The 20,010-nt window shown below is 69.5% G+C and carries 17 protein-coding genes; 10 read left to right on the top strand and 7 right to left on the bottom strand.

Going from position 1 to position 20,010, the window contains the following annotated elements; all coding sequences use genetic code 11:
* The first annotated feature begins 297 nt into the window (after positions 1-297).
* Both CLV67_RS26920 and CLV67_RS26925 read left to right on the top strand, forming a co-directional pair.
* Complete coding sequence (locus tag CLV67_RS26920) at positions 298-2,268, top strand: LamG domain-containing protein (RefSeq protein WP_170154010.1); 1,971 nt, start codon at positions 298-300, stop codon at positions 2,266-2,268.
* Entirely contained in the window at positions 2,256-3,293 is a 1,038-nt protein-coding gene (locus tag CLV67_RS26925) for a glycosyltransferase family 2 protein (RefSeq protein WP_146169301.1), read from the top strand. Before CLV67_RS26920 ends, CLV67_RS26925 begins: the two co-directional genes overlap by 13 nt.
* A 43-nt stretch (positions 3,294-3,336) precedes the next feature.
* Here CLV67_RS26925 and CLV67_RS26930 read toward each other — a convergent pair whose 3' ends face one another.
* The 3 genes from CLV67_RS26930 to CLV67_RS26940 form a co-directional block, all read right to left on the bottom strand.
* The gene (locus tag CLV67_RS26930; protein ID WP_106323125.1) at positions 3,337-3,525 is read right to left on the bottom strand and encodes a hypothetical protein; all 189 of its coding nucleotides are present in this window, start codon (positions 3,523-3,525) and stop codon (positions 3,337-3,339) included.
* A gap of 174 nt (positions 3,526-3,699) precedes the next feature.
* Complete coding sequence (locus CLV67_RS26935; RefSeq protein ID WP_106323127.1) at positions 3,700-4,191, bottom strand: Hsp20/alpha crystallin family protein; 492 nt, start codon at positions 4,189-4,191, stop codon at positions 3,700-3,702.
* 175 nt (positions 4,192-4,366) lie between these two features.
* A complete protein-coding gene (locus CLV67_RS26940; protein ID WP_203737267.1) occupies positions 4,367-5,278 on the bottom strand; it encodes a formylglycine-generating enzyme family protein in 912 nt (303 codons plus the stop codon).
* A gap of 433 nt (positions 5,279-5,711) precedes the next feature.
* On the opposite strand from CLV67_RS26940, the gene CLV67_RS26945 reads away from it, so the two are divergent.
* Complete coding sequence (locus tag CLV67_RS26945; RefSeq protein WP_106323131.1) at positions 5,712-6,593, top strand: LLM class F420-dependent oxidoreductase; 882 nt, start codon at positions 5,712-5,714, stop codon at positions 6,591-6,593.
* Between the two features lie 24 nt (positions 6,594-6,617).
* On the opposite strand, the gene CLV67_RS26950 is transcribed toward CLV67_RS26945, so the two are convergent.
* Positions 6,618-6,803 (bottom strand): hypothetical protein, encoded by a 186-nt coding sequence (locus CLV67_RS26950; protein ID WP_170154011.1) that lies wholly within the window; start codon positions 6,801-6,803, stop codon positions 6,618-6,620.
* 289 nt (positions 6,804-7,092) lie between these two features.
* Here CLV67_RS26950 and CLV67_RS26955 point away from each other — a divergent pair, with 289 nt between their 5' ends.
* Complete coding sequence (locus tag CLV67_RS26955; protein ID WP_106323133.1) at positions 7,093-8,103, top strand: LacI family DNA-binding transcriptional regulator; 1,011 nt, start codon at positions 7,093-7,095, stop codon at positions 8,101-8,103.
* A gap of 216 nt (positions 8,104-8,319) precedes the next feature.
* Here CLV67_RS26955 and CLV67_RS26960 read toward each other — a convergent pair whose 3' ends face one another.
* From CLV67_RS26960 to CLV67_RS26970, 3 genes are read right to left on the bottom strand one after another with little or no spacing between them, the layout of a single operon-like run.
* Complete coding sequence (locus tag CLV67_RS26960; protein ID WP_106323240.1) at positions 8,320-9,219, bottom strand: carbohydrate ABC transporter permease; 900 nt, start codon at positions 9,217-9,219, stop codon at positions 8,320-8,322.
* 10 nt (positions 9,220-9,229) lie between these two features.
* Complete coding sequence (locus CLV67_RS26965) at positions 9,230-10,159, bottom strand: carbohydrate ABC transporter permease (protein WP_106323135.1); 930 nt, start codon at positions 10,157-10,159, stop codon at positions 9,230-9,232.
* Positions 10,156-11,469, bottom strand: coding sequence for an extracellular solute-binding protein (locus CLV67_RS26970; RefSeq protein ID WP_203737265.1), 1,314 nt, complete (start codon positions 11,467-11,469; stop codon positions 10,156-10,158). Before CLV67_RS26970 ends, CLV67_RS26965 begins: the two co-directional genes overlap by 4 nt.
* Before the next feature lie 285 nt (positions 11,470-11,754).
* On the opposite strand from CLV67_RS26970, the gene CLV67_RS26975 reads away from it, so the two are divergent.
* From CLV67_RS26975 to CLV67_RS27000, 6 genes are all read left to right on the top strand, one after another.
* Positions 11,755-14,121 (top strand): glycoside hydrolase family 3 N-terminal domain-containing protein, encoded by a 2,367-nt coding sequence (locus CLV67_RS26975; RefSeq protein WP_239166518.1) that lies wholly within the window; start codon positions 11,755-11,757, stop codon positions 14,119-14,121.
* Between the two features lie 27 nt (positions 14,122-14,148).
* Positions 14,149-15,354, top strand: a complete 1,206-nt coding sequence (locus CLV67_RS26980) for a PP2C family protein-serine/threonine phosphatase (RefSeq protein WP_106323141.1) — start codon at positions 14,149-14,151, stop codon at positions 15,352-15,354.
* A 93-nt stretch (positions 15,355-15,447) separates the two neighbouring features.
* Complete coding sequence (locus CLV67_RS26985; RefSeq protein WP_106323143.1) at positions 15,448-16,884, top strand: gamma-aminobutyraldehyde dehydrogenase; 1,437 nt, start codon at positions 15,448-15,450, stop codon at positions 16,882-16,884.
* Positions 16,884-18,149 carry a 4-aminobutyrate--2-oxoglutarate transaminase gene (gene gabT, locus CLV67_RS26990; RefSeq protein WP_106323145.1) on the top strand — a complete coding sequence of 422 codons (1,266 nt, stop codon included), beginning with the start codon at positions 16,884-16,886 and terminating at the stop codon, positions 18,147-18,149. The genes CLV67_RS26985 and gabT overlap by 1 nt, the downstream gene beginning before the upstream one ends.
* 48 nt (positions 18,150-18,197) lie before the next feature.
* Positions 18,198-18,653, top strand: a complete 456-nt coding sequence (locus CLV67_RS26995; protein ID WP_203737263.1) for an Lrp/AsnC family transcriptional regulator — start codon at positions 18,198-18,200, stop codon at positions 18,651-18,653.
* A gap of 6 nt (positions 18,654-18,659) precedes the next feature.
* Entirely contained in the window at positions 18,660-19,988 is a 1,329-nt protein-coding gene (locus CLV67_RS27000) for an NAD(P)/FAD-dependent oxidoreductase (protein WP_106323148.1), read from the top strand.
* The last annotated feature ends 22 nt before the right edge of the window (positions 19,989-20,010 follow it).

The following is a 20,010-nucleotide window of genomic DNA, read 5'->3' on the forward strand; positions in this document are numbered from 1 at the left end:
GCGTGGAACCTTCGTGCCGCCGCGGCGTCCGTGGTGGAGCGTCCGGCTCATCGCCCCGTTCGGGTGGCGGGTCTGGCCGGATACGTCGATCCGCTGGGTGTGAGACCGGGGGAGGTCTTGCGTATCCATCTGAACGCACCGGCGGCATACGAGATCGCCGTGGGCAAGCTCGGCCACAGGGCACTGGTACGGCCGGAGCCGGACGACGACGGCGACCGCACGGACGTGCGGTGGCTGGCATCGCTCGCCTCGGCGGGCGCCGCCCGGCACGACGTCCATCCAGGTTCGTACGCGTGGATGGACGATCCCGGCATCGACCGGCCCGCCACCATCTCCGCGTGGGTACGGCTCGGAGGTCTGCCAGCCACAACGGAGACATCCAGCTGGGCCGCGATCATCGGCCAGATGAACTATCCCGGACGGTGCAGCTGGGCCTTGGGGGTCGATGCCGACGGCAGGCCTCGCTGTTATGCGGGTGACGGGGCTCTTCATGACCGCGTCTTCTGGTGTTTCGCCGAGGTGAGTTTACGGCGACGGCTGGAGCAGTGGGTCCACCTCACCGCGACGATCGACGACGACCGGGTCCGCCTGTGGGTGGACGGTACTGTCGCTGGTGAAGGCCGCGCGGCCCGGCCGGGAGGAGCCACCGGTCAGCCGCTGCGTATCGGCGCCGCGGGCGAGAGCGGCGTAGCGGATCACTTCCTCGATGGTGACGTGAGCGATGTGGCGCTGTTCTCCCGGCCGCTGAACGCTGACGAGGTCTTGGCGCTGACGAAGAATCGCGCGGCGGCTCCCCTCGTCGAAGTGGGGCGGGAGTCGTTGGTCGCCCATTGGCCGCTCCGCGAAAGGAGGGGCACGCGAATCCACGACGTCGGCGGGAACGGTTTCACCGGCGTCCTGGTCAACGCGCCCGTCCTCAATCTTCCCGGTCCGCCTTCCTCCCCGGCCGCGGGCCGGCCCGGTTACGACCCTGACGCCGATCCCCGGCGTGGCGGCTGTATCCGGTTCTCCTCCGACGACCTGGTCGACTGCGAGTGGCCCGCGGCAGCCGAACTCGTCGTCCCGGAGAATGCTGACAGCGGTACCTACTACGTCCGGGTGACCTTGGCCGGCGCCGACGATCCGGTAGAGCTGCCGTTCGTCGTGGTGCGGCCGGCGCCGCGTCGCCCCCGGTCGGTGGCCCTGCTCTTCGCGACGTTCACGTGGACCGCCTACGCCCGCCGAGCCACCGACGGCGTACACGTCCCTGGGCTCATGTCCTCGGCGTACACCCGGAACGTAGGCGGACGATTGTTCTTCAACCTTGGCATGCGAATGCCGCTTCCGCGCGTCCAGCCGTTCCGGCACCGGACGCATCTGCGCGACGCGACGCTGCACCAGCACCTGGTGCGGCCGGAGCGTCAGACCGAGGCCTGGCTCGCCGAGCAAGGGTACGCCTATGAATGCATCACCGATGCCGAGCTCGACGCCGAGCCGGCCCTGCTCGACCGGTTCGCGGCTCTGATGATCGTCGGCCACAACGAATACTGGACCGACCGCATGCGCGACGGTGTCGAGACCTACCTGCGCGGCGGCGGAAAGGTACTCGGTCTCAGCGGCAACACGGCCTTCTGGCGGGTCAGTTACGACCCGCAGACGAAGGTTCTCGAGACCCGCAAGACCTCGCTGGACGATGTCTGGCTGCCACCCGAGCGGTGGGCAGAACGCTGGCACACCGACGGCAACCCCGGCGGCCAATGGTCACACCTGGGCCGGCCGCCGAGCGAACTGCTCGGGCTGGAGACGCTGGGGTGGATCGACAGCGGCGACGAGACGGCCTACGCGCCCTTCACCATCCATATGCCCGCCCACTTCCTCATGCGGGAACCGGAGAAGGTTCCGCTGCAGGATGATGCGTTCATCGGCACCCGGTCGCACGACGGGCCGGCGGTCAGCGGTTACGAAATGGACGGACTGCCACAGGCACTGGGCAAACCGGCCCTCGATCCCGAAGGGCTCACCATTCTCGGGCACGCCGACCATGGCCCACGCTTCGTTGCCCACTGGGGCGTGAAGGCCGGGTACGGAGCCGACCTGATCCTGTGGGAACGCCCGGCCGGCGGAATCGTCTTCAATGCCGGAGCCACCAACTATCCCGGAGCGCTCGGCGCCGATCCCGGTATCCAGGCATTGACCCGCAACGTCCTGCATTACATGGGGGTCGCGCATCGCGGCCCCCGTCAGCCGTCCGAAGAACGTCAACTTCAGGAGGATGCGTGTCCGCAGTAGAGCACGAACGCGGGATGTCGGTCGTCGTCCCGGTCAAGGGCCGGGTACCGCAGATGCGTGCGCAGCTGGCCTCGCTGCGCGCGGCCATGGATCGCAGTCCCGAGCCCGCGGAGGTGCTCGTCGTCGACGACTCCGATCCGGCCGATGCTGCGAGTCACCAGCTCAACTGCGAGGAGTTCGGCGCGAGGTACGTGACCGGTCCTCGCCACGTCGGCGCCAAACGCAACCTGGGCGTCGCGCAGGCCCGATACGATCTCATTCTGTTCACCGATTCCGACTGCAGGGTTCCCCCGGAGATCTTCGAACGCCACATCAAGACGCTGCGCGACGCGGGCCCCTCCGTAGGTGGTGTGGCGGGTCCGACCTTCGTGGAGCACAGTGACGCGCCGACGTACCGGTTCATGCGCTGGTCCAAGCTGCTCAACGACGACCTGGAACGTCCTCGGCGGCGGGCGACGGTGACCTGGGCGACGACGACCAACCTGGCGGTGCGCCGAAAGGTCTTCGAAGAGGTGGGTGGCTTTCCGTCGGAGAGCCTCACGATTGTCGGCGGCGAGGACGTCGACCTCGGCATCAAGATGTTCGATGCCGGGTACACCACCGTGTGCGACCCGGAGACGGTCGTCATACACGACCACGCCAGCACGGACTCCCTGACCACGGCGTGCCGACGACTCTTCACCTACGGGCGCTCCGAACAATGGCTGTGCACGATCCACCCGGGCCACAGGCGCCCTGTGGTGAACGCCTTCACTCTGGCGACAGCGGCCGCAGCGGTCGGCATGGTGCTCGTTCCGCGCTTCGGCGGTCGCGGCCTACTCGCGGTGCCGATGGCCTTGGGTCTCGTGGCCGGCGCGCGTGCGCAGCGGCTGCGCGGGAGCAACCGATCGGCTCGAGCCGCCGCCGAGACGTTCGCGTGCGCTTCAGTGGATCTGATGTTCGACCTCGGTGGCTTCGTCGCCGCGTTCGAACTCCGCCGGCCCGGCATGTTGTTCACCGGTCTGCGGCCGGCCGACGCCGACTGAGGTCTTGACGAGTTCTGGCACCTGCCGCCGCAACTCGTCCCGCTCAGCGGCGGATCGAGGCCAGCGCCAGACCGGCCAGGCTGCAGCAGGCGGTCAACCAGGCGAGTGCCAGCAGCGAGGACATCACCGTTCCGGTGAATCCGGCGGGCGTCGTGCTAAAGAACGTGAAGACGGCGCCGATGAAGACGAGAGCGGCGACAGCCGCGGTCCGCAGGTACGAACGGTGGGTCAAGGCGGGCTCCGGGTGGTCACCGACGGGGAGCCGCAACCCTCTCGTACCGCTCTGCCGGACGGCAACGGCCGCGGTGGCCGATCTCCTGACCGTCTGGCGGGGCAGAGATACCGGGCCGGCGCACCGCCGGCCCGGCTTGTCCTCACTTCGCGAGCGACTCGGGTGAACTCGTCCTCACTTCGCGAGCGACTTGGGAGAAGTCGTGTCGCCCTCGATGGTGGTGGGCTGCTCCGAGGGGGTCAATGCGGGAGCGCGGCCGGTGGCGATCTCGATGCGGCGCGGCTTGGCGGCCTCGGCCACCGGGATGGTCACGGTGAGCACGCCGTCCTGCCAGGTCGCGTCGATGTGGGCCAGGTCGAGGCCGTCGCCGAGGGTGAGGCGCCGCTCGAACGTGCCGGTGACCCGCTCGCGGCGCAGCCACTGCACGTCGGCGTCGGTGCGCGCGGAGCGCTCGGCCCGGATGGTGAGGACGCGGCCGTCCACGTCGACGTTGACCGAGCCCGGGTCGATGCCGGCCAGGTCACAGTGCAGGACGAAGTGGTCACCGGACCGGTACAGGTCCATCGGCATCGCCACGGCGGCGGGGCCGCCGGCGACTGCGGGGACGCCCAGCATCCGGTCGGCCAGGCGGTCGAACTCGCGGAAAGGATCGAAAGTCAGCACCACGATCAGCCTCCTCAATGCGGCCGCCGGACCGTCCGGCGGCACGTGGCGCTCGGCTGACAACTCTCGCCGAGGTCGGTGGCCATTTCTCTCTGACCAGGTCCGACAAGACATTTTTTAGCACTGCCCGACCCGGAGTGCCAACCGTTTCGCCAAGATTTTTTCTGACCGGCCAGGGTCATGCCGCGACCGTGCGGAACCCCGTGTTCCCGGTCGACGAGTCGGGCGTGTTGGACGAGCGGGCGGCGTTGCGGTAGCGGTTGCAGTACGAGTCGTGGCACAGGTACGAGCCACCGCGGATGACCTTGGCCGAGCCGGTCGCGGGCCCGCGCGGATCGTCCACCGGCGACTGTGCGTAGTAGACCGGCGAGAACCAGTCGGCGCACCACTCCCACACGTTGCCGACCGGCTGCCACAGGCCGTACGCGTTGGGCTCGAAGGACCGCACCGGAGCCGTGGTCACCCAGCCGTCGTCGGCGGTGTTGCGCAGCGGGAACTCGCCCTGCCAGATGTTGAGCGCGTGGCCCTCGGCCGGCAACTCGTCACCCCATGGAAACCGCTTCGAGGGCAGTCCACCCCGCGCGGCGGCCTCCCACTGCGCCTCCGACGGCAGCCGGCGGCCCGCCCAGGCGCAGTAAGACTCGGCATCCTGCCAGCTCACGTGCACGACAGGGTGGTCGTCGGCGGCGGTGCCGGACGGTCCGCCGGGGTGCGCCCAGTCGGCGCCCTCGACACCGAGCCACCACGGCGTGCCGTGCATCCGGCCGGCCACCCGGTCCGGGTCGGTGACGGCCAGGTGGAACACCGCCGACCAGCCGAACCGCTCGGCGTCGGTACGGAAGCCGGTGGCGTCCACGAACGCGCGGAAGTCGGCGACCGTCACCGAGGTGGCGTCGATGGTGAACGGCGGGATCCGCACCTCGTGCACCGGCTGTTCGCCGTCACCCCGTACGCCGTCGTCATGCGCATCCCCCATCGCGAAGGTCTGGCCGGGCACCGGAACCTGTTCGATCGCATGCCCTCCCATGCCGGGAACCGGCGTGGGCGCCGCGGCGGAGGGCCGGCCTGAGGACGGAGTGCAACAGCTCATGATCGATAGGATAGGTAGGATTCGTTGCCGAGGCCGCTCAGGGTGGGACCGGTCGTGGAAGTCGACCGGAGCGGGCTCAGTCCACTGCGGTGACAGGGATCGTGGCCGCCTCCCGCACCACCGTCATGTCAGTGTCACGCCTTTCCTCGGCTCTCGTCCGGGACTCAGCTTCGAGATCGATCTCGGAGCTCGTATCGGCGGCTTGTCCCGTATCGGTATCAGGCTTCGTACACACCCACGAGACAGAACGTTCTCCCCCAGCCACCGTGGTGACGACCACGACGGTTCCGCGGCCGAGCAATTCGCCGGCGATCCCGGAGGTGTGGCGCGACAGCCCGTCGGCGACCCAGCGCCTCTATTTCCCCTAAATCGCTAGGAAAACTTCCGGCGCTGAGCGGAGGCGTCTCCGCCCGCGGGTCGGTAAGTTGATCTCATGAGCATTGGTTTCGGGGTATTCGTGCCGCAGGGATGGCGGATGGACCTGGTCGAGATCGCCGACCCGGTCGAGCAGTACGAGGCGATGACGGCCGTGGCGAAGCGCGCCGACGCCGGTCCCTGGGACAGCATCTGGGTCTACGACCACTTCCACACCGTTCCCGAGCCGACCATCAACACGACCTTCGAGGCCTGGACGGTGTCGTCCACGCTGGCCCGCGACACCAGCCGGGTCAACATCGGCCAGATGGTCGGATGCAACGGCTACCGGCATCCGGCGCTGTACGCCAAGATCGCCTCGACCGTCGACGTGGCGAGCCACGGCCGCCTCTACGCCGGCCTCGGCGCCGGGTGGTACGAGCACGAGTGGAAGGCCTACGGCTACGAGTGGGCCGAGGTTCCGCAGCGGATGGCGGCCTTCCGCGAAGCGGTCGAGATCGTGCACAAGATGTGGACCGAGGAGCGGCCGGTCTTCGCCGGCAAGCACTACCGGATCGACGAACCGATCAACGAGCCGAAGGGCGTCCGCAAGCCACACCCGTCGTTCTGGCTCGGCGGCGGAGGAGAGAAGGTGACCCTCAAGCTGGTCGCCAAGTACGCCGACGGCGCCAACTTCGGCGGCGGCGACCCGGAGATCATCCGGCAGAAGGCGGCAGTGCTGCGGGCGCACTGCGACACTCTCGGACGCGACTACGATCGCATCAAGAAGTCGACCACGCTCCATCTCGACCTGACCGAGTCGACCGGACAGACCATCGCCAAGGTGGAGCAGGCCGTTGAGGCCGGCGCCGACTACGTGATCGTCTACATCCCGCGGGTCGCCTACGACCACGAGCCGCTGCTGCGCTTCGCCGAGGAGATCATCCCGCAGTTCACCTGAGCCCCGCACCAGCCCGGGCCGGCCTCACTTCCCCGCCCGGGCATCTCCCGGACCCGGCGGGCCGGGCGTCTCCCGGACCCGCTGGGCCGAACCCTCCTGGACACCCACCGGGCCGGGCGTCTCCCGGACCCGCTGGGCCGAACCCTCCTGGACACCCACCGGGCCGGGCGTCTCCCGGACCCGCTGGGCCGAACCCTCCTGGACACCCACCGGGCCGGGCGTCTCCCGGACCCCTCTGCTCCCGGCTCGAGCCTTCCCCCGGGCCGACACGGGCAGCACTCGGGCCGGCGCTCCTGCTTGCCGGGCAGGCCTCACCAGTCCGGAAACTCTTCGCGGGGGCCTCGATTTTTATGGATATGTACGTTTCGCGACGCGAAACAGAAGTGGGAGCGATTTCAGCCCGACCAGGCATTTGTCGCGCGAGCCGCCCATGGCAGAATTCTCGGTGCCGGAGCCCGAAAGTTGCAGCCGAGAAGGGCCGGCGGTAAGGAGCACTTCCGTGGCAAGTGGCAGGGGTCGAGTGACCATCGCGGCGATCGCAGAAGCCGCGGGGGTGTCGGTTCCCACTGTCTCCCGTGTGCTCAATGGCCGTTCCGACGTCTCTCCGAACACACGCGAGCTGATCGAGCGACTGCTGCGCGAGCACGACTACCGCCCCCGCAACTCTCGGCATACCGGGCGCGCCAGGCTGGTCGACCTGGTCTTCAACGACCTGGACAGTCCGTGGGCCCTCGAGCTGATCCGCGGCGTCGAGGACGTCGCCCACGCGGCCGGGGTCGGCACCGTCGTGTCGCAGGTGCACCGCCGCACCACGGCCACCCGGCAGTGGCTGCAGAATCTACGGGCCCGAGCCTCGGACGGCGTGATCTTCGTGACCTCGGACGTCGCCGAGCCCGTCCACAACGAGCTGCACCGCCTCAAGGTCCCCGTGGTCATCATCGACCCGGCCGGCGGCGCCGCCTCCGACGTCCCGACGATCGGCGCGACCAACTGGTCCGGCGGCCGCACCGCCACCGACCATCTGCTCTCACTGGGACACCGCCGGATCGGCTTCGTCGGCGGCCCCACCGACCTGCTGTGCAGCCGCGCCCGCCTGGACGGTTACCGCGCGGCACTCGAGGCGGCCGGCCTGCGGGTCGACAACGCCCTGGTCCAGGTCGGCGACTTCCGCCACGAGTCCGGTTTCATCGCCGGATGCCGCCTGCTGGAACTGCCCGACCCGCCCACAGCCGTCTTCGCCTCCAGCGACCTGATGGCACTCGGCGTCTGCGAGGCCGCCCGCCGTCGCGGCCTGCGCGTGCCCGAACAGCTGAGCGTCGTCGGCTTCGACGACCTGCCCGAGTCCCGCTGGGCGTCACCACCGTTGACCACCGTCCGCCAGCCGCTGGCGGAGATGGGCGCATTGGCCGCCCGCACCGTCCTGCGCCTGTCCCGAGGCGAGACCATCGAGACCCCCCGCGTGGAGCTGGTGACCAAGCTGATGGTGCGCGAGAGCACCGCGACCCGCTAGAGGCCCTCGCCGAGGTCACCGCGCCGCAGAACCACGCTGCCGGCAGCCGTTGTACGCAGGTCACCACACAACCAGAGGCAGCGACGTGCGTGGTGACCTGCGGCGCTTAGACGAGCGTCATCACGCAGGCGGTGGCGACAAAGTCAGGGTGACGGCCAAACCGGCGTGTGAGGACAGGCGCCGCATGCGCCCGGCCCCACACGCCGGAAGGACGCCCTACTTGCTGAAGCCGGCGGTAAGGCCACTGACCAGCTGGCGCCGGCCGATCGCGTACAGCAGGACGATCGGAACCGTGGTGAGAGTGACCGATGCGGCGACCGCCGGTACGTTCACGCCGAACTCGGACTGGAAGGACGCCAGCGCCAGAGGGATGGTCGCCTGGTCGGGGCTCTGGGTGAGAATCAGCGGGAGCAGGTAACCGTTCCAGATGCCGACCGCGTTGTAGATGATGACGGTGACGAGTGCGGGCCGGGTGAGCGGGAACGCGAGCCGCCACATGGTGCCCCACTCGGTGGCGCCGTCCATCCGCATCGACTCGAAGAGTTCCTTCGGGACGTCGCGGATGAAGTTGCCCAGTACCAGCACCGACAGCGGGATGGCGAACGCGATCGACGGCAGGATGATGGCCTGGAGCGTGTCGTACAGCTCCATCTTGATGATGATCAGGTAGACCGGGATGATCACGGCCTGGAGCGGGATCGCCAGCCCGAGCAGGAAGATCCCGTTGATCGTCTTCAGGAACCGGTTACCGGCCCCCCGTACGATCGCATACGCCGCCATGAACGAGATCAGCGTGGCCGGGATGATCGCCCCGACGGTGACGATCACGCTGTTCATGAAGTAGCGGATGAAGTCGTTCTCGACCACCAGCTGGTAGTTCTCGAACGTCAAGTCGCTCGGCGGCAGCAGCGGGTTGGTGATGAAGTAGTTGGCCGATGTCTTGAAGCTGGTGATGACGAGCCAGTAGAGCGGCACCATCACGATGACCAGCCAGACCCAGCCTAGGCTGCCGCCGATCCAGTTGCGGTCGGTGAACCGCCGGCCGACGGGACGGCTCGGGGCCGTCTTCGCCGGGGCGCGGTGTGTCCCGGTCCCGGTGGACGGGGTGGGTGTCATGGTCGCCACCTCAGGCTCCTTCCAGCTGGCTCTGGTCGGCGCGGCCGCCGATCCGCCGCAGCAACAACGAGAGGCCGAGTCCTACGAGAACCAGGATGACGGCGATCGCGCTGGCCGGGCCCATGAGGCTGGCTTGGAAGCCGAGCTGGTACATCTGCACCGCGAGGGCCCGGGTGGAGTCGCCGGGGCCACCGGCGGTGAGCACCCAGATCAGGTCGAAGAAGGTCAGCGAGCCGACGACCATCAGCGTCGACGACGTGATGATCGTGTACTTGAGCTGGGGCAGCGTGATGCTGAAGAACTGCCGCATCCGGCCGGCGCCGTCGATCTGCGCCGCCTCGTACATGGAGGCGGGGATCTGCCGTACCGCGCCCTGGTAGATGAGGGAGTGGAACGGGATGAACTGCCAGGAGACCACGAAGATCAGCGTCGCGATGGCGAGGCTGGCCTCGCCGAGCCAGTTCTGGTTCAGTGCCTCGACGCCGAGACCGGCGCCGAGGCCGAAGTTCGGGTCCAGCAGCGACTTGTACGTGATCGCGATGGCCGCGGAGCTGAGCAGCAGCGGGATGAAGTAGAGCACCGCGAGGAAGCCGCGGTAGCGGCTCTGCCGGGCCATGAAGGTGCCGATGAGGATCGACAGCGGCGTCTGTACCAGCCAGGACAGGGCCATGATCAGGAACGTGACCCACAGCGCGTTCGGCAGGTTGGGGTTGGTCAGTGCCGCCGTCCAGCTGTCCAGTCCGGTCAGCTTGATCTCCGGCGAGATGCCGTTCCAGGTGGCGAAGCTCAGCGCGACGACGCCGAACAGCGGGATGATCCCGAAGAAGACGAACATCACGAAAGCGGGCAGGGCCATCCACACGAGGACGGAGCCGCTCCGCCCGCCGCTGGATCGGGTGGGCTCCTGACCGCGAACGACAGGCGGAGCGAGCGACGTCATTTGCCGATGACCCCGTTCATGTTGTCGACCCACTGCTGCGGGCTGACCTGCAGCTGGAACAGCTTGGCGATGTTGTCCAGCAGGACCTCGGCCGCGGTCGGGCTCAGGGCCTGGTCCCATGACTGCGCGAAGGTCTTGGCGTTCGCCGAGATCGAGGACATGTCCTTCAGGAACTGCGCCTCGTCACCGGTGAACAGGCTCTCGCTGTTCGTGAGGACCGGCACGCCACCGGACTTGACCCAGCCGGCCTTCTCCTCGTCGTCGACGAGTGTGGTGGAGAAGAACTTCTTGGCGGTCTCCTTGTCGGCGTCGGTCGCCTTGGAGGAGATCGACAGGTACTGGCCGGGGTTGCCGACGGTGTTGCTCGGGTCGCCCTTGCCGCCGTCGATCGGCGGGAAGTTCATCCAGCCCAGGCCGCCGTCCTTGACGAAGCTGCCGCCGTTGGCCTTCTGAATGCCGTACGACCAGGAACCGTGCACCATCATGGCGGCCTTGCCGGTGTAGAGCAGGGCCTGGTCGGCGTTGGTGTCGGCCGCGGTGGAGGCGAAGCCCTTCTGGAAGGCGTTCGCCTTCACCAGGTCCTGGACCTTGGTCAGCATGTCCAGCACCGCCGGGTCGGACCAGGCGCCCGCCTTGCCGGCGAAGACGTTGTCGAACACCTCCGAGCCCGCGTTGCGGTCGAGCATGAACTCGAGCCACATCATGTTCGTCCACCGGGACTGGCCGGCGAGCGAGAACGGCGCGATGCCCTTGGCGTTGAACTTGGGGATCAGGTCGAGGATGTCGCCGTAGCTCTGCGGCGCGCTGACGCCGACCTGCTCGAAGATCTTCTTGTTGTAGTACAGGACGATCGGCTGGACCGTCTCGACCGGCATGGCGTAGATCTTGCCGTTGACCGTGGCCGCACCGAACGAGCCGGGCAGGATCTTGCCCTTGAGCGCGGCGTCCTTGGCGAAGAAGTCGGTGAGGTCCTCGACCTGGCCGGCCTCGACGTAGCTTTTGAGACCGCCGCCGCCCCAGCCCCAGATCAGGGTGGGCGCCTGGTTCGCGCCGAGCGCCGTCTTGATCTTCGGCTTGTACGCGTCGTTCTGGAAGAACGTCGGCGTGATCTTGGAGTTGGGGTTGGCCTTGTTGAAGCGGTCGATGGCGGCCTTTCGGACCGGCTCGCCGGGCTCGCCACTGAGGGACCAGTAGCTTGCCGAGCCACCGCCGCTGGAAGAGCTGCCGCCGGGGCCGTCATTGCCGCAGGCCGCCAGCGCGGCACCCGCGGCGGCTCCAGCGGAGAGGGTCAACAATGTCCTGCGCTTCACGCTGATCTCCGTACTCGAACGAAGCCGCGGTGCGGCTGATGATGAGGCGATCTCTACTACTGTTCTGACGAACCGGTTAAGCTGACGAAAGTTTCGCCGTATGGCTGCAAATTAACGCGAGGTTTCGTAAACGTAGGGTTTCGCTGTGACGAGTGTCAAGGCCCTTGCCGTAACAGTGCTCAGGGCGCGACAGTAGGCAGCGCCGACACCCCCCTCCAGGCCCGGCACACCGGCGTCGCCGAGGTCCGGGGAGGTTCGGAAGTTTCGGAAACTATCGGAGGAACCGTGACGACAGAACAACCGCTGCCTAGGTGGCGCGACCCGAAGCTTCCGGAAGCTGAACGCGTCGAGTCCCTTCTCGCCGAGATGACCCTCGAGGAGAAGGTGGCACAGCTCGGCAGCCGATGGCTCGGTAAGGACAAAGGCGCCACCGGCCCGGCCGGCCCGGAACCGGAGTCGGAGCACTCGGTCGCGCCGATGGAGCACGAATTCGGCAGCGGCCCGGCTCTGGAAGACGCCAGCCGGCACGGCCTCGGCCAGCTCACCCGTGTGTACGGCAGCTACCCGATCACCGTGTCCGAGGGTACCGCCGAGCTGGTCCGTCAGCAGCGAATCGTGATGGCATCGTCGCGTCTCGGCCTGCCGGCCGTCGTCCACGAGGAGTGCCTCACCGGTTTCACGATGCACGGCGCCTCGGTCTACCCGGCCGCGATCGCCTGGGGCGCCACGTTCGACCCGGAGCTGATCGAGCGGATGGCCGCGGCGATCGGCCGGGACATGGCCGCCCTCGGCGTGCACCAGGCGCTCGCGCCGGTGCTCGACGTGGTCCGTGACTACCGGTGGGGCCGGGTGGAGGAGTCGATCGGCGAGGATCCCTACCTGGTCGCGACGGTCGGTTCGGCGTACGTCCGTGGTCTTCAGAGCTCGGGGGTCATCGCCACGCTGAAGCACTTCGCCGGTTATTCGGCCTCGCGGGGCGCCCGCAACCACGGTCCCGTGCCGATGGGCCGCCGCGAGCTGCTCGACATGATCCTGCCGCCGTTCGAGACCGCGGTCCGCGAGGCCGGCGCCGGTTCGGTGATGAACTCCTACTCCGACGTCGACGGGGTGCCGGCCGGCGCCGACCCGTGGCTGCTCACCGAGGTGCTGCGCGAGGACTGGGGCTTCACCGGGACGGTGGTCTCGGACTACTGGGCCGTGCCGTTCCTGGCGAACATGCACGGCATCGCCGCGAACGACGGTGACGCGGGCGCGAAGGCGCTCGTCGCCGGCATCGACGTGGAGCTGCCGGACACCATCGGATTCGGCGAGGAGCTGGTCGGCCGGGTCCGCTCCGGCGCGATCGACGAGTCGTACGTGAACCGCGCGGCCCGCCGGGTGCTGACCCAGAAGGTGGCCCTCGGCCTGCTCGACGACGGCTGGACGCCGGAGTCCTCGGTCGCCGGCGCCGACGACGTGGTGCTCGACTCCCCCGCCAACCGCGAACTGGCCCGCACCGTCGCGGAACGCTCGATCGTGCTGCTCGACCCGGGCACCGTGCTGCCGCTGGCCGGCGCCGGCCGGATCGCGGTGGTCGGCCCGTGCGCCGACGACGCCCGTACCTTCCTGGGCTGCTACGCCTTCCCGAACCACGTACTGCCGCGCTACCCCGGCGTGAAGCCGGAGATCGAGCTGCCCACGGCGGTCGAGTCACTGCGCGCCGAGTTCTCAGGCGCTGAGATCGCGTGCGCCCCGGGCTGCGCCGTCGAGGGCGACGACCGGTCCGGCTTCGCCGAGGCGGTCGCCGCGGCCGAGGGCGCCGACGTGTGCGTGGCGTTCGTCGGCGACCTGGCCGGCCTGTTCGGCAACGGCACCTCAGGCGAGGGCTGCGACGCCGCCGACCTGCGGCTGCCCGGTGTGCAGGCGGAGCTGCTGGAGGCGCTGCTGGCCACCGGCCGGCCGGTGGTCGTCGTGGTGGTCTCCGGGCGGCCGTACGCGCTGGGTGACGTGGCCGGCCGCGCCGCCGCCCTGGTCCAGGCGTTCATGCCCGGCGAGGAGGGCGGCCCGGCGATCGCCGGCGTGCTGTCCGGCCGGGTGCAGCCCAGCGGCCGTCTGCCGGTGCAGATCCCGCGCACGCCCGGCGGCCAGCCCGGCACCTACCTGCAGCCGCGCCTCGGCGCCGTGCACACCGGTACCAGCAACCTCGACCCGGCGCCGCTGTTCGCGTTCGGGTACGGCCGGTCGTACACCACGTTCACGGTCGGCGACCTGCGGCTCTCCGCCGGGCGGGTACCGATCGACGGCGAGTTCACCGCGACCGTGCTGGTGCGCAACACCGGTGACCGCGACGGGACCGAGGTGGTGCAGCTGTACCTGTCCGATCCGGTCGCCCAGGTCACCCGTCCGGTGATTCAGCTCGTCGGATATCAGCGCGTCGATCTGGCCGCCGGCGCCGCCGCGGAGGTGAGCTTCCGGATCCACACCGACCGCACCGCGTTCACCGGCCGCGACCTGCGGCGCATCATCGAGCCCGGTGAGCTGCGGGTTCTCGCCGGGACATCGGCCGCCGACCTGCCCTGCGAGGCGGTCGTGGAGCTGACCGGCCCGGTACGCCTGGCCGGTCCCGGGAGGGTCATGCTGACCCCGGCGCGGGTGCGTCAGGTCGATTCCTGAGCACCCACCGGCCACTAGGCTGAGACCGTGCCCCCACGCATCAATGACGACGAGCGGCTGCGCCGTCTCGAAGCGGTCACCGATGCGACGCTGTCCCGGCTCGACGCGTCTGATCTCCTCGACGAGCTGCTGGACCGGGTGCGCGATCTGCTGGACGTGGACACCGCCGCGATCCTGCTGCTGGACGAGCACGCCCAGCAGCTGGTCGCGACCGCAGCGAAGGGCCTTGAGGAGGAGATCCGGGCCGGCTTCCGGGTCGCGGTGGGCCGTGGTTTCGCCGGCCGGGTCGCCGCGACGCGCCGCCCGGTGCGGATCGCCGACGTCACCCCCGCCGACGTGGTCAATCCGATCCTGGTGGAGAAGGGGATCCGGTCGCTGCTCGGCGTGCCGATCGTGGCCGGGCGTGAGCTGATCGGCGTGCTGCACGTCGGCACGCTGAGCCACCGCGACTTCGGCGACGACGACGTCACGCTGCTGGAGCTGGTCGCCGACCGCGCCGCGGCGGCCGGCCGGATCCGGTCGGCGAAGCTGGACCAGTCGGCGGCTCTCGCCCTGCAGCGCAGCCTGCTCCCGGCCCGGCTGCCCCGGGTGCCGGGCGTGGAGCTGGCCGCCCGTTACGTGCCGGGTCACGCCACCGGAGTGGGCGGCGACTGGTGTGACGTGTTCTCGCTGCCGTCCGGGTGGCTCGGCGTGGTGATCGGCGACGTGTCCGGGCACGGGCTGGCGTCGGCCGTCGTGATGGGCCGGATCCGCAGCGCGCTGCGGGCGTACGCGCTGATCTGCGAGGACCCGGCCGAGGCGCTGACCCTGCTGAACCGCAAGGTGCACACGTTCGAGGCCGGCAGCCTCACCACGGCGCTCTACGCGATGGTCAGCCCGGAGCGCGACCGGGTGCTGGTCTCCTCGGCGGGCCATCTGAACCCGGTCCTGGTCGAGCCCGGCCGGCCCGCCCAGCTCGCGGACGTGCCGGTGGATCCGCCGCTCGGGATCGCAAGGTCGCCCCGGCCCCGGCGTACCACCGAGCTGACACTGGCGCCGGGGGCGGTTCTCCTCTGCTACACCGACGGTCTGGTGGAGCGGCGCGACGAGATCATCGACAACGGCCTGGAAAGGCTTCTGACCACGGTACGAGCCGACGCGGCGGACCTGGTCTGCGCTAACGTCATGGCGGACGCCGCAGCCGAGATGCCGACCGACGACATCGCGGTCCTGGCCGTTCGCCGCACCGGTTAAAAGTGCGGAAAAAATCCTGCGCACTCTTGTTAGCAACGGAATTCGCAGAAAAGATGGGGCCGATCACTCGATACCATATGTAGTGGAGGGCGGATGACCGCGAAGACGGTGCTGCACAACCTCATCGGGGGCGAGGCCGTCGCGCCCGCTGAGGGGCGGTACGAGGACCTCATCGACCCGTCCACCGGCGAGGTGTTCGCGTCGGCCCCGGTCTCCGGCGGCGAGGACGTCGACAAGGCCATGAAAGCCGCCTCCACCGCCTTCGAGCAGTGGCGCGACACCACTCCCGCTGAGCGGCAGCGCGCGCTGCTCAAGTTCGCCGACGCCATCGAGGCCCGCTCCGACGAGCTGGTCGCCGCCGAGTCGAAGAACACCGGCAAGCCGCTCGGACTGACCGCCAGCGAGGAGCTGCCGCCGGCCATCGACCACCTGCGCTTCTTCGCCGGCGCCGCCCGGGTGCTGGAGGGCCGCTCCGCCGGCCAGTACATGAACGGTTTCGAGAGCTACGTGCGCCGTGAGCCGATCGGCGTCTGCGCTCAGGTCACCCCGTGGAACTATCCGCTGCTGATGGCGATGTGGAAGATCGCGCCGGCGCTGGCCGCGGGCAACGCCGTGGTGCTCAAGCCGTCCGACACCACCCCGGTCACCAGCGTGCTGCTGGCCGAGATCGCCGCCGAGTTCCTGCCGGCCGGCCTGTTCAACGTGGTCCTCGGCGACCGGGACACCGGCCGCGCCCTGGTCACCCACCGCACGCCGCAGATGGTGTCGATCACCGGCTCGGTGCGGGCGGGCATGGAGGTGGCCGGCTCGGCCGCCGCCGACCTCAAGCGCACCCACCTGGAGCTGGGCGGCAAGGCCCCGGTCGTGGTCTTCGACGACGCCGACGTCGAGGCGGCCGCCGCGTCGATCGCCGAGGCGGGCTACTTCAACGCCGGCCAGGACTGCACGGCCGCGACCCGCGTGCTGGCGTCCGCCGGTGTCTACGACGACTTCGTGGCGGCGCTGGCCGAGCAGGCCCGCGGCATCCGCACCGGCGCGCCCGACGACGAGGACGTGCTCTACGGCCCGGTCAACAACGCGAACCAGCTGGCCCGGGTCAGCGGGTTCATCGACCGGCTGCCGGACCACGCGGTGCTGCAGGCCGGTGGCGCCCGGGTCGGCGACCGCGGCTTCTTCTACTCCCCCACCGTCGTCTCCGGGCTCCGCCAGGACGACGAGATCATCCAGAACGAGGTCTTCGGCCCGGTCATCACGGTGCAGAAGTTCAGCGATGAGGACGAGGCGGTCCGCCACGCCAACGGCGTGGAGTACGCGCTGGCCTCCAGCGTCTGGACCAAGGACCACGGGCGGGCCATGCGTATGACGCAGCGCCTCGACTTCGGCTGCGTCTGGGTCAACTGCCACATCCCGCTGGTGGCCGAGATGCCGCACGGCGGCTTCAAGCACTCCGGGCACGGCAAGGACCTGAGCGTGTACGGCTTCGAGGACTACACCCGCATCAAGCACGTCATGCACAACGTGGGGGCCTGATGAGCTCGTCCGAGGAGCTGCACAAGCGGCGGCTCGCGGTGGTCGCCAAGGGCGTCGGCTCGGTGGTGAGCGCCTACGTCGACCACGCCGGGGGCGGCACGCTCACCGACGTCGACGGCCGGGAGTGGATCGACTTCGCCTCCGGGATCGCGGTCACCAACGTCGGCAACGCCGCGCCGAAGGTGGTCGAGGCGGTCCGCGCGCAGGTGGAGCGCTTCACGCACACCTGCTTCATGGTCGCGCCGTACGAGTCGTACGTGGCCGTCTGCGAGCAGCTGATCGAGCTGACGCCGGGCACGTTCGAGAAGCGGGCCGCGCTGTTCAACTCGGGCGCCGAGGCGGTGGAGAACGCCGTCAAGATCGCCCGGCACGCGACCGGCCGCCCGGCCGTGGTGGTGTTCGACCACGCCTACCACGGCCGGACCAACCTGACGATGGCGCTGACCGCGAAGAACATGCCGTACAAGCACCGGTTCGGCCCGTTCGCCCCGGAGGTCTACCGGGCGCCGATGTCGTATCCGCTGCGTGACGGCGGCCTCTCCGGCGCGGAGGCGGCCCGCCGGGCCGTCGACGTGATCGAGAAGCAGGTCGGCGGCTCCAACGTGGCGGCCGTGCTGATCGAGCCGATTCAGGGCGAGGGCGGTTTCGTGGTGCCAGCGCCGGGCTTCCTGCCGGCGATCGCGGCGTGGGCGAAGGCGAACGGGGCGGTGTTCATCGCCGACGAGATCCAGACCGGTTTCGGGCGTACCGGCCAGTGGTTCGCGTCCGAGCACGAGGGCCTGGAGCCTGATCTGATCACCACGGCCAAGGGCATGGGCGGTGGCCTGCCGATCGCCGGTGTGGCCGGCCGGGCCGAGCTGATGGACGCCGTGCACGCGGGCGGCCTGGGCGGCACGTACGGCGGGAACCCGGTCGCCTGCGCGGCCGCGCTCGCCGCCATCGAGACGATGCGCGAGCTGGACCTGAACACCGCGGCCCAGCGCATCGGCGCTACCTTGACGGCCGCGCTCGCCGACACCGGCCCCGGTGTCGCCGAGGTACGCGGACGTGGCGCGATGATCGCGATCGAGCTGGTCATCCCGGGGACGATCGAACCCGATCCGACCCGGACGGCCGCCGTGTCGAAGGCCTGCCACGAGGCCGGTCTGCTGACGCTGACCTGTGGGACCTACGGCAACGTGCTGCGTTTCCTGCCCCCGCTGGTGATCTCGGACGAGGACCTCAACCGAGGCATCGACATCCTTCGTCGCGCGCTGCTCACCTGACGGGCGACCCCTTTGCTTACGTCAAGCAGTCCAGGGAAGAATCGCGGCGTGACGGACGTGACGCTGGACGATACGAACAAATTGATCATCGAGCATCTGCAGCGTGACGGCCGCATGTCGTACGCCACGCTCGCGAAGACGATCGGCCTGTCGGAGGCCGCCGTGCGCCAGCGCGTACAGCGGCTTCTGGACAACGGCCTGATGCAGATCGTGGCGGTGACCGATCCACTCACCCTGGGCTTCGCCCGGCAGGCCATGGTCGGCCTGCGGGTCAACGGCGACCTGCGCACCATCGCCGACCGGATCGCGGCCATCCCGGAGGTCGACTACGTGGTGATCTGCGCCGGGCGCTACGACCTGCTGGTGGAGCTGGTCTGCACCGACGACGAGCACCTGCTCGACATCCTCAACGAGAAGCTGCGCACCATCGAGGGCGTCAGTGCCGCGGACACCTTCATGTACCTGCGGCTCGCCAAACAGACCTACGCCTGGGGAACACGGTAGATCCATATGAACAGCCCCTCCTTCTGGCTCGACTCCCTGGGGCCGATCGAGAAGCGCCCGCCGCTCGCCGGTGACCTCGAGGCCGACGTGGCCATCGCCGGCGGCGGGTACACGGGGTTGTGGACCGCGTACTACCTGGCCAAGGCCGACCCGTCCCGGAGGATCGTCGTCCTGGACGCGGAGTACTGCGGGTTCGGCGCGTCCGGCCGCAACGGCGGCTGGGCGTCCGGCCTGTTTCCGGTCTCCGAGGCGAGACTCGCCCGCAGGTTCGGCCCGGACGCGGCCGCCGCCATGCACCGGGCGCTCGGCGGTGCTGTCGACGAGGTCGGACGGGTGACCGCCGCCGAGGGCATCGACTGCGACTACGCCAAGGGCGGCACGATCTCGCTGGTCCGCAGCCCGATCCAGCTGCGCCGCGCGAAGGGCGATCCGGGCTTCGTCGACGCCGGGACGGCGCGGGCCATGTGTCACGCGACCGGGGTGCTCGGCGGGATCTACAGCGAGCACTGCGCCGCGCTGCACCCGGCCAAGCTGGTCCGTGGCCTGGCCTCGGTGGTCGAGGGCCTGGGCGTCACCATCCACGAGGGCACCCGCGTCGAGCAGATCAAGACAGAACGTTCTCCCCGGCGCGGGAACGGCGGGCAGGCCGGGCAAGACGGCCAAACCGGGCAGATCAAGATCTCCGGCGGCGGTACGGTCCACGCGCGCACGATCGTGCGGGCCCTGGAGGGCTACACCGCCGGCCTGGCCGGGCACCGCCGCGACATCGCGCCGGTGTACTCGCTGATGATCGTCACCGAGCCGCTTCCGGAAGAGTTCTGGCAGCGCGTGGGCCTGGCCCGGCGCGAGACGTTCACCGACGAACGGCGGCTGGTCATCTACGGCCAGCGGACCGCCGACGACCGGCTCGCGTTCGGTGGCCGCGGAGCGCCGTACCATTTCGGGTCGCGGATCCGGCCGGAGTACGACCTGGTGCCGGAGGTGTTCGAGGCGCTGCGGGCGACGATCACCGAGCTGTTCGGGATCGATCCGCCGATCGCCCACCGCTGGGGCGGGCCGCTGGGCATCCCCCGGGACTGGATGCCGTCGGTCGGCCTGCGGGACGCCGTCGCGTGGGCGGGCGGTTACGTGGGAGACGGCGTCGCCGCGGCCAACCTCGCCGGCCGTACGCTATCGGATTTGATCTTGGGAATTGACAGTGACCTGACCCGCCTGCCGTGGGTAGGTCATCGCTCGCGCCGATGGGAACCGGAGCCGGCGCGCTGGCTCGGCATCAACGCGGGCCTCCGCGCCACCGCCCTCCTGGACGCCCTGGACCGCCGCCGCGCCGCCTAGGTTCTGTCTCGCGGATCATGCA

It is taken from the genome of Actinoplanes italicus (assembly GCF_003001815.1).
Taxonomy (GTDB): Bacteria; Actinomycetota; Actinomycetes; order Mycobacteriales; family Micromonosporaceae; genus Actinoplanes; species Actinoplanes italicus.